Raw genomic sequence first — 16,229 nt, forward strand, 5'->3', positions numbered from 1 at the left:
TGAAGACAACCCATGAGGTGTCAGCAACGGATAGAGCCACACGGCAGCACAGCAATTCCATCATTACTGTCAACGGATTTGGCGCCGGACTGGGTCGTACATCGGCCGGATCGGCTCGGATTGCTTATATTTTCTGGAGTTCCCTTTGTTGACAAGGGCGAAATTCAGGTTCGAGTCCCACCTCGGGCACACGTTTTCCCCCAGGCTGGGGGCCTTTTAAGGGGTCTCCAGCCTGTTGACACTGTCAACACCCTGCCGGGGGTCGTTATGACGGGTGGCGGTCACGCCGTATTTGTCGGTGGCCGTTCTTGTGACCGGCTACTTCCTTTCCTGGCTTGGCGGCTTTTCTGCCGTTCTACTAATTCATTGCTCGGGCTGAGCGCGGCGACATGACTTTTTCACGGGTGGGGAGTGCCGCAGCGCCGACTTGTTGTGTGTTCCGTAGTCATAACTGTTCATGGTGGCCTTCGCTGGCGGCAGCATGACTTCTCCGTTTTCTTTTTCGGGATTGTTCCGGTGGGTCCGCAGGGATGGGCTGGGCTGGGATTTGCATGGTGTTGGTCCTTGGTTGCGTGACTGCGGGCCATTGGATTGAGGCGCCGTTCTGACGCGAAAATGACGTGACCATGGGTCGGCGACGGTTGAGTGAGCGGCCTCTATCCTGCTTCAGTGAGTGGTTCGATGGTGACTTTGTAGCCCAAGGATTCAAGTTGTCCGATTGCGCGCGTTTTTGTCCTGGAGGGTGCCCGGAGGCTGAAGTAGTCGGCGCCCGTTGCCGGTCCGGGCCTTGGCGGACTTGACCTTGCCGGCAGATTCATTGGAGCCCGGGCTGGAGCCGGTCCATGAGGCCAACTGCGCGGCGGTGGGAAAGACGGCCATGTGGCCCCGGTTTCGGCGATGAAAACCTCTGCGGCGGTGGTGCTAAAGCCCGGGATGCTCACGAGGAGTTCCCGACTTGGTGCACCTTGAGGAGTAGCGCTTGGACGTTCAGCGCTGGTCTCAAGCCTCCGTCCCCGCATATGAGTTGGCGTCGGATGGCCGGTCGTCGCGAGGCGGCGGACGGCGCGCCCGCGCCCTGCCGAATTTTGGGGTCCGAGAACGGTTATCGGTAGGATCGTAGAAGGCGACCTAGTGGTCGAGCGAGATCAAAGACGGAGCAGACATGGCGAACGGGCTGGATCGGGGCGAGATCCGGAATTCGGAGCACCGCACCGTCAGCCGGGCAATGGGCATCCTTGAGGCCGTCATCGCGAATGAGCCCCAAGGACTCCGGCTGGGTGACCTCTCCGAACAGGTAAAGGCGCCTAAGTCGTCCATCCACGGTCTGGCGAAAGGCCTGGTCGCGATGGGTTATCTGCGAGAGCACCAGGCTCGCTATTATCAAGGTCCTGCTCTCGCCATGCTCGCTCCTGGTCTCCTGAGGCTTCCCGCAAACGCCCATCGCGTTCTTGAGCGGCTGGCAGTGGAGGCGGACGAGACTGCGATCTTGGCTGCCCTTGTGGGGGAGTCTGTCATCAATGTGGACTTCGTGGAGTCAAGTCAGTTGATCCGCGCATCCCCGGTGGTCAACGTACGTCGCCCACTTTTGCCGACGAGCTATGGCAAAGTGTTTCTCGCATTCATGGAGCCGTCCAAGCGCGATTCTTATCTTGCTCGAAACTTCCCGGAAATCGAGCGGCGGGAGGCGATCACACTGGAGCTGGAGGAAATCCGCTCATCCCGCGTCGCATTCAACCGGGCTGAGTCAACGCCCGGGCTCTACGGTCTCGCCGCACCTATCCTCGGTGAGGAAGGCATCATTCTCGCCATTGGCGTGGCAGGGCCCGCCGACCGCATGCAGGGACGCGAAGCCGAACTGGCTCGCGTGGTTACGGCCGCTGCTGCCGAGCTCTCCCTCGCCCAGTCCGCCTAAGGCTTCGCGCGTCGCGTCTTCGCGACCAACTCTAGAGGCGCCTCTCTGCGCACGCTTCGACATTCCCGGTGCCTGCCTCCCCCGCCGAGTCACGCTGGTCGTTATCTATTGGGACGTCGCGGGATCTCATGTCCTCCTGAATTCAGGAGCCCTCCACACTTAGAGCGACCGGCTGCCGCTCGTCTCCGACTTGTGACCTCAAGTGGTTCGGTGACGTAAATAAGAGTCCTACTTCCAATCTGTTCCCAATTACGTATGAATGTTCGCTATGATGAACGCATGCGAGTCGTTTGGGCATGCCGGCGATGACCGCGAAGGCAACTGCGACAGGGAGGAATCGAATGAGCAGGACCATTACTGACCCGGGGGAGACCCACGGCCTCTCGACGAGTGACGTCCCCACTACCTGGCTTTCCACGCTGCGCGTCCTGTCGGTTGGAGACACGACGGCGGTGACCACTGCTTCCGCGATTCTGCGTGCTTTTGGCGCGAACGTCACTGTCGTTTCAGCTCTCGGTCTGGAGGAGCAGAACCAAGTACAAAGCCACGACGTAGTACTCGTCGACCGCATTGAGTCAGTGCCCGGGCTGACCGGGTCAAGGAACGACGTCACGGGCTATCTCCACTCCGTCGAAAAGCTCAACCGGGCAGTCTGGGTTACTGCCAGCGCCTTCGGCCTCGAGAGCGAACGGGCCGACGCACTCGGCTCGGACTTCGTTGCTTTGGCCGCAGGTGGTGTGCTGGGGCACTCAAGAGAGGGGGCCGGAACCCCCACTGTGCCTGCCGGTGAGATTGCGCTAAAGCTCGTCGGAGTTACGGTTGCCGTGTCTGCACTGCACGGCGTGCATGAATTCCGCGATACTGCCCGGCCGGTGCACGTCGACGTCTCTGCGCAGGGCGCGGTTGTTGCCTCGGGCCTCTGCTTAGAACTTGCGCACGCCTTGGGCCGTTGCCCCGACGAAGGTGGCAGTTCCCGCTACGGTGCTCCCACAGGCTTTTTTCACTGCAAGGAAGGGCAGTTTTACATTGTGGTGCTTGAGCAGCATCAGTGGGAGGCTCTCCAGCGAACGCTTTCCCCAGCCCTTGATGATCTTGTGTCCATCGAAGATGGACGGCGTTTCCCGGAGCGGGTAAATAGTGCGCTTGAGGAGTGGGCTTCGACGAGGTCCAATCTTGAGTGCGAAAGCATACTTCAGGATGCGGGTGTCCCCTGCACTGCTGTGAACTCGGTGGAGGAGTATCTCGAGCGGGCACAAGCGATCGGTCGGCCTCTGGATCAGGCCTCGGTGTCAGCGAGCATGCCGGCGATAGTTAGCACCGAGGAGAAGCGAAGTCCGATAGTCGCGGGGCGGTCCTTAAGCGAGTTGCGGGTGCTGGATGCCGGGCATGTGCTGGCAGTGCCACTCGCCACAGCATGGCTTGGAGCCATGGGTGCACAGGTGACCAAGCTTGAGGACGCGGCTCGCCTCGACGTGTATCGACGGCGCGGTCCCTTCTTGGATGGTGAGCCTGGGCTGAACCGGAGCGCATATTTCAACCAGGTCAATTATTGTAAGCGTCCTTTGGATGTGACGGTGAACGCAACCGGATCGAGCTTGGACCTGGAGCCCTTTGACGTCGTTGTCCATAATGTTAGTCCTCGCAGGGCTAAGGCCCTTGGTGTTGACGGCGAGACGGTCGCCAGCAAGGACCGTCCGAGGCTGTCTCTGTCTTCGAGCGGGTTCGGCGGAACGGGCGACTGGGCGGGGTACCGAGCTTACGGGCATAACATCCACGCGTTCGCCGGTCTCGTGAGCGCAACCCAGGACGCCGCGGGACAGATGGCCGACGTTGGCACGCCGTGGGCCGACCCGCTGACCGGCGCTGTGGCCGCGACTTGGATCCTTGCATGGTCGTTGGCCGACGAACACCACGCGGTGACGAGCGTCGATCTTTCCATGACCGAGGTCATGGCATCCCAACTCATTGACCTCGTAGGGGTCGACCCGGATCGTTACTACGATGCACCGGACTCAGGTAGCGATGTCTTCGTCCGCTTCGGCGACGATCTGATTGCTGTCTCGCTTCGCACGACAGAGCATGCGACAGCGTTCAAGAACATGACAGGGAAGGCGACCCCTACAGGTCTGCGGCGCGGCGCGGAGCTAATCGCGGCGGATCTAGGACTCGACCCCTCACTCCGAGCCAACGATTTCGCGGAACTGCTGCGCGAGCAAGGCGTACCGGCAGCGTTAGTTGAAGATGCGCATTCCCTCGCGAATGACGCCTTCCTCCGATCCACGGGAATACTTCAGCGTGTCGAAAGCCCGACGCTTGGCGGTTACGAGGTTACGGGGTTGCCCTGGAACATGATTGGGCAAAAGAGGGCACCGCTGACAGCTGCACCCGAGCTGAACTAACAACGGGCAGCAAGGGAATTACAAAGCCAATACAGGAGGCGCTGCCGATTGCAGGGCCAGTTAACGGCGACGGCCAGCACGCTCGGGCCGTCGGGAGTAAACATTTGCACCTAAAAAATTCTCTTTGGAGAGGTAAGTCAAAGATGACCCACACGAAAAGCTTCCGGTTCCACAGTGGGACGGCACGAATGACATCCCGTTTCGCAGCTCAGCCATGGGACTCGTGTTTGACGCGATTGGTGCGTGCCAAGGAAGGCGTGCTTCAGTGACTCAGGGTTTGGAGGCGCTCGCGGCGCGCCAGCAGGCCTGGCTGAGCGCCGCCACCGAAGACGCGCAGTTAGCCTCGTTCCGGCGTAACGTGGATCTCCGTCTGGCACTCGTTGATCGCAACCATCACATCGCCGTGGCGGTGACGCCAGGCGGTATCTCTCGCGCCGGCACCGACGTCGTTGACGTCTCGCTCGTCGCGCCCTCCGAGGCCTGGAGCGAACTGCTCTCCCATGCGCCAGCTCCCACCATGAACCACTTCCTGGCGATGCGAATGCGGGTCGAGGGCACCCGCATCGAGGGCGACGAGATGGTGTTTGCGCAGCACGCGCACGTCGTGCGGCGCCTTTTGGAGCTAGCTCGTGAGATCGTCGACGGGCCCGTACTCCGCGCGCCTGATCCGGTCCTGGACCGCAGCGGCATCCGCGGTCGCCATGTAGAGGTGACCGTCGATGGTCACCAGGTCGACCTGTATGTTGAGGAAGTCGGCAGCGGCGACGCGTCCCCGTTGCTGGTCCTTCACACAGCCGGAGCGGACGGCCGTCAGGCACATCCGCTGATGGCTGACGCGGAGCTGACTGCCCGCCGACGGGTAATTACTTTCGACATGCCAGGTCATGGCCGTTCCGAGGCCCTTCCGGGTCCGCTCGGATCGTGGACCCTCACCGCAGACCGTTACGCAGACTCAATCCTCGGAATCATTGAGGCACTCGCGTTGGAGAAGCCAGTTCTCGTAGGAGCCTCCATGGCGGGGGAAGCCTGCTTGCTCATGGCCTACCGATCCCCGGACCGCCTTGGCGGGGTTATCGCGTGTGAGGCGAGCGAACATGTGCCGGGGCGCGTGACTCCTTGGGCGGGTCATCCGCGAGTGAACGAGAGCGTCTTTGTTCCCGAGTGGATCGACGGCCTGATCGCACCCACCGCGCCAGCCTCGATGCGGGACCTTATCTGGCTTGGGTATTCACAGGGTGGTCACCGCACCTTCGCCGGTGATATCGACTTCTATTCCGGCGCCTGGGACGGGAGGGACATAGTCCCACGAATCGACACATCATTGTGCCCAGTGGTCATGATGACAGGAGAGTATGACTACTCCTGCACCCCGGCGATGTCGAAGGCAACGGCTGAGCGCATCCCGGGTGCCCGCTTCTGGACGATGACCGGCCTGGGACATTTCCCGATCTGCGAACACCCCGCTGCGTTCCGGCCACACCTCGATAAAGCCCTTGCAGAGATTGGTGCCTAAATGACTACGCTTCTACCCGATACCCGCATGCTGATTGATGGCTCCCGTGTGCCACTGGACAGCGAAAGGATAATCGCTGTCACGAGCCCGATCGACGGATCACACCTGGCCGAGATCGCCGACGCCAGCGGTGCGCAAATCCATGATGCGATCACCGCTGCAGAACGGGCTTTTTCCAAGTGGCGCCAGGTGTCTGGAAACGAACGTGCCAAGCTTCTGAACCGGTTGGCGGACCTCATTGACCGGGACTCCCACGAACTCGCACTGCTCGAAACCACGGACAATGGAAAGCTGTTGCGCGAGACTTCCACGCAGGCACGCTTCGCCGCGCGCAACTACCGCTTCTTCGCGGGGGCGGCTGACAAGCTGTACGGTCACACCATCCCGCTGGACTCGTGGGACACCTTCGACTACACATCCAAGGAGCCCATCGGAGTCGCCGTGCTCATCACGGCCTGGAACTCTCCAATGCAGCTCCTGGCCAACAAGCTCGCCCCGGCCCTCGCGGCTGGCTGCACGGTGGTGATAAAACCCAGCGAGATCGCTCCGCTCACCACCCTCCGGCTCGCTGACCTGATAGCCGAGGCTGGGTTCCCACAAGGCGTAGTCAACATCGTCACGGGTGGCGTCGAGGCGGGCATCGCGCTCACAACGGATGCGCGGGTTGGCCGGATCAGCTTCACTGGCTCAGTGCCTACTGGCCAAGCAATCGCCCGCGCCGCGGCCGGGACATTGGTGCCGGTTACCCTCGAGCTCGGCGGCAAGAGCGCAAACATCATCTTCGACGACGCCGACTTGGAACGCGCAGTTCCGGGCGCTGTGGCGGGCATTTTCGCTGCCGGCGGGCAGACCTGCATTGCAGGAAGCCGGCTGCTCGTGCACGATTCCGTGGCGGACATAGTTACCAAGCGAATCGCAGAGATCGCCCGGAACATTGTCATCGGCGACCCACGGGCCGATGAAACGCAAATGGGGCCTGTGGCATCCTCGCTTCAGCAAGAGCGGATTCTTGCCATGGTGAGCAAAGCTTTGGACGATGGCTCCCATCTCCTCGTTGGAGGCGGCAGACCGGACGACACCAGTCTGCCCGCTGGATCCTACGTGCAACCAACCATCTTCACCGAGGTCGACCCCGAATCGCGGCTCGCCCAAGAAGAGGTGTTCGGTCCTGTGCTGGCTGTCACGCGCTTCAGCGACGAAGAACAGGCTGTGTCTATTGCCAACAGCACGGAGTTCGGACTCGCCTCGGGTATCTGGACGTCTGATCTGTCACGGGCTCATCGAGTTGCCCGGGAGCTCGTCGCTGGAACGGTCTGGGTCAATACCTATCGCTACTCGGCCGCCCAAGCGCCGTTCGGCGGCGTCAAGCGCTCCGGCTATGGCCGGGAGCGCGGCCTGGAGGCGCTCGATGAGTACCTGCGCACAAAGAACGTGCTGATCGACCTGTCCAACAGCGTCCGCGACCCGTTTGCCATCAAAGCCTGAGAAGAAAGGGTGACAGGACGCCTCGGATATGAGGAAGCTGATCACCGCGCTGTACCTGACCTCCGGGTGCACACAATTGAAAGGAACCAAAGTGCCTGAAATCTCCGCTAAGAGCTTCGACGTGATCGTCGTCGGCGGTGGGAACGCCGGATTCTCGGCTGCGCACGCAGCCGCGGAGCGCGGGCGCCGCGTCCTCCTTCTGGAGCGTGGCACCAGCGACTCGGCTGGTGGAAACAGCTTCTACACAGCCGGCGCCACGCGCATCCCGCACACAGGGCTTGATGACTTGCGCTCATTCGTCGAGTTTGACGACCGTCATGTCGTGACCGAAGTTCCTCCCTATTCGTCGGAGGAGTACCTCGCGGATCTGGAGAAGGTGACGGACGGACGGACCGATCGCGACATGGCTAACGTGCTTGTGCACGAAGCTCAGCATGCGGTTCGTTGGCTCCACGGCCTGGGGCTGCGTTACCGGCTGATGTATGAACGTCAGGCCTACCAGCGGCCCGATGGCAGCTACCTCTTCTGGGGAGGTCTGCATGTCGGCAACGTGGGCGGCGGCGAAGGGCTGATAGCCGACCACACCCGCGTCGCGGACCGTTTGGGCGAAGAGGTACGCTACGGGGCGCATGCCCGCTCGCTCGTGGTCGAGGACGGCCGCGTGGTAGGTGTTCGGTACACCGACTGCGAGGACGTCGAGCATGAGGTCCGTGCCGAGAGCGTGGTTCTTGCGGCCGGCGGCTTTGAAGCAAACGCCGACTGGCGTCGCGAGCACCTCGGCGAAGGCTGGGAAAACGCAAAGGTACGCGGCACACCATATAACACCGGAGACATGCTGGCCGCCGCACTTGAGATTGGTGCAGCTAAGGGCGGCGACTGGTCGACGTGCCATTCAGTCCAATGGGACGCGGAGGCCGAAAACAACGAATCAAACCGTGAGCTCACCAACCGCCTGACGCGTCAAAGCTACCCACTCGGCATCATCGTCAACCGTGAGGGCGAGCGGTTCCTTGATGAGGGCGCAGATTTCCGCAACTACACGTATGCCAAATACGGTCGGGAGATTCTCCGCCAGCCGGGCTCCATCGCCTGGCAGCTGTTTGACGCAGAACTCCGGCCCAGCCTCCGGACAGAGGAGTACGACATGCCGGGGATCGGAGTGCACATCGCCGACTCGATTGAGGACCTCGCCGCCGCTACAGGAATCGACCCGCAAGTCGCGGTAACGGTGAAGTCCTTCAACGCATCAATCGATCGCAATGTGCCGTGTGACCCCACTGTCAAGGACGGCCGTGCGGCGGGCGTCGAGCCGCCGAAGTCGAACTGGGCCTCCCCGCTCGAGACACCTCCCTTCTATGCATATCCCGTAACTTGCGGAATCACGTTCACTTTCGGTGGGCTGAAGGGCGATCTTGACGGACGCGTACTCGATGAGGAAGGCCACGCGATCCAAGGCTTGTTCGTGTGCGGCGAGATGTTGGGCGGGCTGTTCTCGGGCAACTACCCTGGGGGCTCCGGGCTGGCTGCTGGCATGGTCTTCGGTCGTCGTGCAGGTGCGATCGCTTGAGAAAAGGAGCCATCATGGCATTCGCCCAATCGATCGACATGCCAACACTGACCGCCCCGAAGGAGCGCGCATGACTGTCATGGTCACCGGCATCGGATTCGTGGGTGCGTACATCGTGCGCGACCTGCTCGCTTCTGGATCGGACGTCGTTCTCTACGGACTGTTTGGGGGCATCCCCGATGGGGAGTCCGACTACGTCGACATCCAGAACGCCCGCCAAATCACGCGCGGGCAGGACTGGTCGCGTGTCACCGTCGTCCCGGGCGACATCCGGGACACTGCGCTGCTCGAAGCTACGCTGCGAACCCACAAAGTCACAAAAGTCATCCACCTTGCCTCCATCATGGCGGCGGCGGCGGAACGGGATCCCAGTCTCGCTGTCAGCGTGAACGTGGGCGGCAGCGTGGCGCTTTTCGAGGCCGCCGTTCGCGTGGGCGTGGAACGCATCGTTTGGGCAAGTTCGATCAACATTTATGGGCCAAAGTCGGCAGGTGAGGACGGAGTGATCTCAGATGCGAGTCCTGTGGACCCGACATCCGTGTACGGGACGACGAAGGTGTGCGTGGAGGGACTTGCTGCCCGCTATCACCTGAACCATGGTCTCAACGTCGTCGGGCTGCGCCTGGGAAAGGTGTACGGATTCGGCGAACACGTCAAGGCTGGACGGGGCGGGGGGAACACATGGTTCGCGAACCTCATCGAACTGCCTGCACGCGGTTTGGGCCCCACGGTCGTTCCCTTCGGAGAGGCCAGCCTCGGCTTCCAGTACATCGAGGACATCGCATCTGCCGTAGTGGCAGCCCTGGGCTCGACGCTTGGCGCAGGCCAAAGCTTCCTGACCGGAGGAGATTACCGTCCGGTTCGCGAGGCCTTCGAGTACGTACGTAGCATCCTTCCGGAAGCGCAGATGACCTTGGAGAATGGAGGAGAGGCGGCCGGATTGAAAGCGGGAGCAGAGACAAACTGGGCCCGGCGATACGATGGCACTCGACTCGCTGAGATTCTAGGCTTCCACCCGCGATTCTCCATGGAACAAGGCATCCACGCGACAGTTAACGCCTATCGCGACCTCGCTGGTCTGCCGGCCGTGCCCCCGCCCCTACATGCGAAGCAGGAGAGAATTTCATGACTTCCCCTAAGTCCCACGGCATCACGCCCGGCAACGATGGCGCTTCGTCGCCTTCTGTAGCACGGGAACTGTCATCCTTTGCCGCTGGGACCTCGTTCCTGGACCTGCCCAGGGACGTGGTGCTTGAATCAAAGCGCATCCTCTTGGACGCCGTAGGGTGCGCGGTGGCCGCGGCAGCTTCGACGTCGAACACGAAGGCGAGGGCCGCCGTCGAGTTTGGAGAGGGTTTCGGTGGCAGCGACGGCTCCGCAACGATTTTTGGTGCAACCCAGCGATCGTCACTTTACGGTGCGGCGTTTGCCAATGGTGAGCTCATCAACGCACTCGACTACGACGCCGTCCTGCCGCCCGGCCACGTCTCGCCGTACGTGTTGCCAGGTGCTCTCGCTGTCGCCGAGATCGACGGGGCGAGCGGTCAGGATCTCATTTCCGCGATCGCTGTAGCCCACGAAATGTCATTCCGGTTTGGTAAGGCAATGGACTACATCAGGGACACCAAGGCGGGGGTCGTGTCCTGGGCGCCGGTTTTGGGATACACAAGCACGGTTTTTGGGGCGACAGCAGCGGTCAGTCGCCTGAGGGGCGCAGGCAGTGATGTGATGTGCCACGCGTTGACCATCGCTGCGAGCACCACCCCGGTAAATTCTCTTCGCTCTTGGGTGGAGCACACCCCGGCGTCTACGATCAAGTACACGATGGCAGGGTCAATTGTTCATACGGCCCTCAACGCCTCGGCAATGGCGGCGCTCGGCCACAACGGGGATCCCGGAGTACTGGATGACCCTGAGTTTGGCTACCCGCGTTTCATCGGGACGAAACGGTGGGAGCCGGAGGCGCTCGTAGACGGTCTTGGCGACAAATGGCACTTTCAGCGGGCGAATGCCTTCAAGCACTACCCACACTGCCGTGCCCTCCATGGACTTCTCGACCTCCTCACGGACTCCCTTGAGGAGAACAGCATTGCATCGGAGGAGATCACGGCTATCCGGGCATGGGGTGAGGGCCACACAGATAGGCCCGTGTGGTTGGCCACTGAGGTTGGGGACCCGGTAGAAGGCCAGCTCAGCATCGCTCATGGCCTCGCGGTCGGGGCTCAGCGTCTCGCCCCAAGCAGAGCATGGCAGGATGCGTCGACAATTTCCAATCCGGAAGTGCTGCGCCTGATGAAGCTTGTGACATACGAAACCCACCCGGAATGGGCCAGTGCGATCGCTACCGATCCGTCGGCACGTCCTTCCAGGCTCGAAGTCGAAGCCCGCGGCGAGGTTTTCGTATCTGAGTTGCGGTATCCGCGAGGGACTCCGGGGTCTTCGCATGACCTATCCATGACAGACGACGAACTCCTGTCCAAGTTTCTCGTGAACACCGCGGACTCCCTTGGCGACCGTGTGGCCAACGAGGTTGCCGACGCGATCATGCGACTCGACGAGCTGCCCAACGTTTCCTCTGTACTCCGCTCTCTCGGCAGGGTGCACTAGGGCCGGCTTGCGGGCTGTCTGTCGCAGATAGTTGTCCGGCTATGCGAGTTCGACCAGACGCATCCTCAGTTCATACTGCATTCCGTACAGATATTCGGTATTCTGAAAATCACCAACTTGCGACCGGTAACATCGACCTTCGCAATCAAAGTCTCCAACGTAAGGAGAGACAGAGATGAGCTCAGCTCTCGCATCCAATCACGACACGGTATTTATCGGTGGGGAGTGGGTAGGCCCCGCGAGCGGCGATCGCATAGACGTGATCTCACCACTCACCGAACAGCCGATCGCTGCTGTGCCCTCCGGTTCGCGTGAGGACATCGACCGGGCGGTCACAGCAGCAACGCGGGCGCTCCATGCTGGCCCTTGGCCTGACATGGCCCTTGAGGAGCGGATCGCTATCCTCCAACGGTGGCGTGAGCTGATCTTGGAGCACAAGGAGGAGTTGGCGCAACTCATCACCGACGAAATGGGCGCTCCAATTACCCAGTCGCGCGAGATTCAGGTGGCCAATCCGGTCAACATCATCGACGCCTATGTGGCGATCGCACGGGAATATCCCTTCCGCTCGGTGCGCCGATCAACGAACGGCCAGGCGCTCGTGATGCGCGAGCCCGTTGGTGTGGTCGCCGCCGTCGTCCCGTGGAATATGCCCGCATCGCTCCTTGCACAAAAGGTTGTGCCTGCGCTGCTGGCCGGCTGCACAGTCGTCCTCAAGCCCGCGCCTGAGTCTCCGCTCGATGCGTACCTTCTCGTCCGGCTACTTCAAGAGGCCGGGTTGCCGCCTGGCGTGATAAACCTCGTGGTCGCGGACCGGGAGGTCAGCGAATATCTGGTATCCCACCCTGGCGTGGCCAAAGTGACCTTCACCGGATCGAGCGCGGCCGGAAGGCGAATAGCTGAGATTTGCGGACATGACTTCCGCAGGTTCACCCTCGAACTCGGCGGCAAATCTGCCGCAGTGGTGCTGGAGGATGCAGACCTGGATGTCGTGATGTCATCCCTCCGGCTGGGTTCTTTCCGCAACAACGGCCAGATATGTAGCCTCAAGACGAGACTTGTAGTGCCGGCCTCGATGCAAGCCGAGTTCCTTGGACGCCTTGACGCCATGATCGAGACCATGCCCGTTGGAGATCCGCATGACGATCTGACTCAGATTGGTCCGCTCGTGAACGCGCGCCAGCGCGCCCGTGTTGAGGAGTACATCCTCAAGGGCTCCCAGGAAGGCGCTCGACTGGTTCGCGGCGGTGGCCGGCCAGCAGGCTTGGACCGGGGATGGTTCGTCGAGCCGACGGTATTCGCCGACGTCGACCCGGGCGCAACTATTGCGCAGGAGGAGATCTTCGGCCCCGTTGTGGCAGTGATCCCTTACCGGGATGAAGAGGAGGCAATAGCGATTGCCAACTATTCTGACTACGGCCTGAATGGAGCGGTGTTTACGACCGACGTCGAACGCGGGGTTCAAATAGCCCGCCGTATTCATACGGGCACTGTGGAGCTCAACGGCAATCCGTCGGGGTTCCTCGCGCCCATGGGTGGCGTCAAGTCCAGCGGCGTAGGGCGCGAGTTCGGTCCCGAGGGCATCGACCCGTTCGTTGAGCTCAAGGCGATCGGTATTCCGGGCGAACTGGCCGACCGGCTCTAGCTCCCGTGGCTCGGCGATGGGCACCGGGATTCCAGCGTCCGTGGCCCTGTGCGGGACCTACGGCGGACTCAAGACATCAAAAAGATCGCTCGCCAGTTTCCAAAGAAGCACTGGCGGCGTCGCTATAGACATTGGCAGAAAGGTGCAAGCATGTACGAGGCCAAAACTCTCGTTGATCGCGGCCCGAACGGGCACATAACATTTCCAGAAGGTGGCCGGTGGCACGGAGGCCGATTCTGGTTCTCGGATCTGTACACCGAAGCGGTGTATTCGTGTGAGGAAGATGGTTCGGATGTGCAGGTCGAGGCATCCGTGGCAGGCACGCCGGTCGGACTCGGATGGCTGCCTGACGGACGCCTCCTGATCCTGGCAATCGACGACCGGCAACTACTCCGTCGCGACCACGACGGCTCGCTGGTAGTCCACGCGGACTTCCGGCCGCACCTCGTGTCTCCAGGGGATGGTCCAAACGATATGTTTGTGGCCGAGGATGGCTCGGCCTACGTCGGAATGATCGGGTTTAATCCTCGAGCGGGTGAACCGTTCAATCCCGGGCCAGTACTGCGCGTGACGGCGGACGGCTCCGTCTCGGTCGTCAGCGAGCCCCTGTACTTCCCCAACGGAATGGCACTTATTGACGGGAGGACGTTGGTGGTTGCCGAGTCGTGGGGAAATCGCCTGTCGGCGTTCGACGTCGATGCCGGCGGCTCGCTCTCGACCCGCCGGGACTGGGCAACGTTAGGCGATATCCCGGACATGAGCGATCAAACGAAGGTCTTCGACCAGCTCGTGGTGGCCTGCGACGGGATCTCCGGACCCGACGCCGAAGGCGCCGTGTGGGTTGCGGACTATCTTCGTCCTCGCGCAGTCCGGGTGCTGCCCGGAGTGGGGATTGTGGATGAAGTCAAAACCAGTGGTGGCCTGAACTCCTACGACGCCACGCTAGGCGGCGCGGATGGCAGGACTCTCTTCCTTGCGACGACGGCAGCAGATACAGACCCAGCGCTACGTCGGAGCGAGCCGGCCGGGCAGATCCAAGTCGCTCGGGTGGATGTCCCCGCTGCAGTCTTCGCCCATGGAAAGGACCGGGAAGAGTCACCGGCACACGAGGGGAGCATCGCATGAACCCGAATTATGACTTCAAGGGACAGGTAGCACTGGTCACTGGAGCGGCATCCGGAATGGGATTGGCGACTGCACGGGCGTTCGCCGAAGCCGGTGCCGCTGTTGTACTCGCAGACCTCAACGAGGCCGCAGTGAAGGAGGCCTCGGAAGCTCTGAATGCAAGCGGGCACGAAACCGTCGCCGTCGCCTGTAATGTCGCGGACGAAGCCGCTACTGCGGCAATGGTGCAGCGTGCCGTTAGCCAGTACGGACGCCTGGACATGGCGTTCAACAACGCGGGCATCCAGATTCCCGTTAGCGACGCAGCGGACGAAGAATTCGAATACTTCGAGAAGGTGCACGCCGTCAACCTTCAAGGGGTCTGGGCCTGCATGAAGCACGAACTCCGGCAGATGCGCGTCCAGGGAAGCGGAGCAATTGTGAACTGCTCGTCCCTTGGGGGTCTGGTAGGGGCGGCAGGGCGGGCCTCCTACCATTCCTCCAAATACGGGGTGATTGGACTGACGCAATCCACTGCCTTGCAGTACGCACCGCGTGGTGTTCGCATTAATGCGGTTTGTCCCGGGACCATTGTCACGCCGATGGTCACCTCGATGTTTGAGAACGGTCAGTTGGACCGGGAGCGGGCACAGGAGATGACGCCAATCGGCCGCCTGGGTAGCCCGGAGGAAATTGCATCCGCCGTGCTGTGGCTGTGCAGCCCTGGTGCGAGCTTCGTGGTGGGCGTCGCGTTGCCTGTTGACGGTGGCTATGTTGCGCAGTAGCGGTCAGGAGATCCTGCCCAAGGAGGCCGCCATTCCGGCCGCCATTGATCTGCGACACGCGACGCCGGCGGTGACAGTGTATGCCGGTGCCCGCGCGCTGAGGGCGCTATCCCGCGAGCTTGAGCGTGCGGGCGCGCGCTCTGTGGTGGTGGTAACCAGCCCGTCGCTGGAGGGAACGCGACCCCATCAGCTGGTCCTGGAAGCTGTCGGGGAGCGGCTGGCCAACTCTTTCGGCGGCGTTAAGCAGTTCAGCCCAACCGACGTGGTGGTTGCACTGGCGGAAATCATCACCGCGGTGGAGGCTGACGCCTTGGTTGTCGTGGGCGGTGGGTCGGCCATGGTGACAGCCCGTTCGGCGGCTGTTCTGGCAGGCGAGGGACGGCCGATCGATGAGCTCCTGACACGCCGCGACGACAGCGGCAAAGTGGTCAATCCGCGGATGCCGCGTCCTAAGGTCCCCATCTGGATCGTGCCCAGCACGCCCACGCCTGCCATGGCGAAGGCAGGTTCCGCGCTCAGGCAGTCGGGCACCGGTAAGCGGGTCGCGATCTTTGATCCCAAGGCGCGCGCAGCAGGTGTTGTGATTGATCCGGCCGCTCTCTCATCATCCCCGACGTCATTGTTCGTGGCGACTGCCATGAACGGGCTGTCAATGGGCATCGAGGGCCTGCTCGCAACCTCCGACGACCCGTTCGCCGAAGCGCTCCTTTTCCAGGGTGTCCGCGAAATCGTTACCAATCTCCGTGCAGTGGCGGTGGATAGTGAGAGTTGGCAGGCGAGGGCAAGAGTCGCTATGGGGTCCATCCTCACAGGCCAGGGGAGCGACTACTCCGGAGCGGGGCTCGCGCTAGCGCTCTCCCATGAGATTGCCCCGCACTCGGCGGTGGCCGGCGGGGTGGTGGAGTCAGTGCTGCTGCCGCACACAGTCCGTTTTACGGCTGGGGCGGTTCCGCATCGAATTCCGATCGTGGCGGCCGCGCTTGGGGCCACAGATCATACGCTCGACGGCGTAGCTGCTGCACTTCGGGACTTCGGGGGAACCCTGGGGTTGCCTACAACCTTGAGGGACACGGGCATTGGAGAACACGATTTGAAGGCGGCTATTGAGCACGCAGTCAACGATTGGGCGATGAACTCGCGGATGCCCCGCCTTGCTACGCTCCAAGACCTTGAGGCGATCGCGAACGACGCATGGTGACGCGTCGGATGTGG

Annotated in this window: 11 protein-coding genes and 1 pseudogene; 11 read left to right on the top strand and 1 reads right to left on the bottom strand. The window is 62.0% G+C overall.

The window, feature by feature from the left end; translation table 11 throughout:
• Nucleotides 1–656: 656 nt before the first annotated feature.
• Nucleotides 657–956 (bottom strand): annotated as a pseudogene (locus tag LD110_RS21460) (transposase); the annotation flags it as partial.
• 206 nt (nt 957–1,162) lie between these two features.
• Here LD110_RS21460 and LD110_RS21465 point away from each other — a divergent pair.
• The 11 genes from LD110_RS21465 to LD110_RS21515 all read left to right on the top strand — a co-directional run bounded on the left by LD110_RS21465 (nt 1,163) and on the right by LD110_RS21515 (nt 16,215).
• A complete protein-coding gene (locus LD110_RS21465; RefSeq protein WP_225501967.1) occupies nt 1,163–1,912 on the top strand; it encodes an IclR family transcriptional regulator in 750 nt (249 codons plus the stop codon).
• 341 nt (nt 1,913–2,253) lie between these two features.
• Nucleotides 2,254–4,311, top strand: coding sequence for a CoA transferase (locus tag LD110_RS21470; protein ID WP_225501968.1), 2,058 nt, complete (start codon nt 2,254–2,256; stop codon nt 4,309–4,311).
• Nucleotides 4,312–4,576: 265 nt separating this feature from the next.
• Complete coding sequence (locus tag LD110_RS21475) at nt 4,577–5,824, top strand: alpha/beta fold hydrolase (RefSeq protein WP_225501969.1); 1,248 nt, start codon at nt 4,577–4,579, stop codon at nt 5,822–5,824.
• The gene (locus LD110_RS21480; protein WP_225501970.1) at nt 5,825–7,309 is read left to right on the top strand and encodes an aldehyde dehydrogenase; all 1,485 of its coding nucleotides are present in this window, start codon (nt 5,825–5,827) and stop codon (nt 7,307–7,309) included. It abuts the gene before it with no gap.
• A gap of 91 nt (nt 7,310–7,400) precedes the next feature.
• Nucleotides 7,401–8,876 carry an FAD-dependent tricarballylate dehydrogenase TcuA gene (gene tcuA / locus LD110_RS21485; RefSeq protein WP_225501971.1) on the top strand — a complete coding sequence of 492 codons (1,476 nt, stop codon included), beginning with the start codon at nt 7,401–7,403 and terminating at the stop codon, nt 8,874–8,876.
• Between the two features lie 70 nt (nt 8,877–8,946).
• Nucleotides 8,947–10,005: an NAD(P)-dependent oxidoreductase gene (locus LD110_RS21490; RefSeq protein WP_225501972.1), complete on the top strand. Its 1,059-nt coding sequence runs from the start codon at nt 8,947–8,949 to the stop codon at nt 10,003–10,005.
• A complete protein-coding gene (locus LD110_RS21495) occupies nt 10,002–11,483 on the top strand; it encodes an MmgE/PrpD family protein (RefSeq protein ID WP_225501973.1) in 1,482 nt (493 codons plus the stop codon). Before LD110_RS21490 ends, LD110_RS21495 begins: the two co-directional genes overlap by 4 nt.
• 175 nt (nt 11,484–11,658) lie before the next feature.
• On the top strand, nt 11,659–13,128 hold the full coding sequence (locus LD110_RS21500; RefSeq protein WP_225501974.1) for an aldehyde dehydrogenase: 1,470 nt from the start codon (nt 11,659–11,661) through the stop codon (nt 13,126–13,128).
• Between the two features lie 150 nt (nt 13,129–13,278).
• Nucleotides 13,279–14,253: an SMP-30/gluconolactonase/LRE family protein gene (locus LD110_RS21505; RefSeq protein WP_225501975.1), complete on the top strand. Its 975-nt coding sequence runs from the start codon at nt 13,279–13,281 to the stop codon at nt 14,251–14,253.
• Nucleotides 14,250–15,017: a glucose 1-dehydrogenase gene (locus tag LD110_RS21510; protein ID WP_225501976.1), complete on the top strand. Its 768-nt coding sequence runs from the start codon at nt 14,250–14,252 to the stop codon at nt 15,015–15,017. The genes LD110_RS21505 and LD110_RS21510 overlap by 4 nt, the downstream gene beginning before the upstream one ends.
• The gene (locus tag LD110_RS21515) at nt 15,004–16,215 is read left to right on the top strand and encodes an iron-containing alcohol dehydrogenase family protein (RefSeq protein ID WP_225501977.1); all 1,212 of its coding nucleotides are present in this window, start codon (nt 15,004–15,006) and stop codon (nt 16,213–16,215) included. The genes LD110_RS21510 and LD110_RS21515 overlap by 14 nt, the downstream gene beginning before the upstream one ends.
• The last annotated feature ends 14 nt before the right edge of the window (nt 16,216–16,229 follow it).

The organism is Arthrobacter sp. M4 (assembly GCF_020251205.1).
Classification (GTDB): domain Bacteria; phylum Actinomycetota; class Actinomycetes; order Actinomycetales; family Micrococcaceae; genus Arthrobacter.

Excerpts from the sequence above, each read along its gene's own strand:
- LD110_RS21490 (WP_225501972.1), top strand. The coding sequence starts at position 8,947 with ATGACTGTCATGGTCACCGGCATCGGATTCGTGGGTGCGTACATCGTG.
- LD110_RS21505 (WP_225501975.1), top strand. The coding sequence starts at position 13,279 with ATGTACGAGGCCAAAACTCTCGTTGATCGCGGCCCGAACGGGCACATA.
- LD110_RS21510 (WP_225501976.1), top strand. The coding sequence starts at position 14,250 with ATGAACCCGAATTATGACTTCAAGGGACAGGTAGCACTGGTCACTGGA.
- LD110_RS21465 (WP_225501967.1), top strand. The coding sequence starts at position 1,163 with ATGGCGAACGGGCTGGATCGGGGCGAGATCCGGAATTCGGAGCACCGC.
- LD110_RS21500 (WP_225501974.1), top strand. The coding sequence starts at position 11,659 with ATGAGCTCAGCTCTCGCATCCAATCACGACACGGTATTTATCGGTGGG.
- LD110_RS21495 (WP_225501973.1), top strand. The coding sequence starts at position 10,002 with ATGACTTCCCCTAAGTCCCACGGCATCACGCCCGGCAACGATGGCGCT.
- LD110_RS21480 (WP_225501970.1), top strand. The coding sequence starts at position 5,825 with ATGACTACGCTTCTACCCGATACCCGCATGCTGATTGATGGCTCCCGT.
- LD110_RS21515 (WP_225501977.1), top strand. The coding sequence starts at position 15,004 with ATGTTGCGCAGTAGCGGTCAGGAGATCCTGCCCAAGGAGGCCGCCATT.
- LD110_RS21470 (WP_225501968.1), top strand. The coding sequence starts at position 2,254 with ATGAGCAGGACCATTACTGACCCGGGGGAGACCCACGGCCTCTCGACG.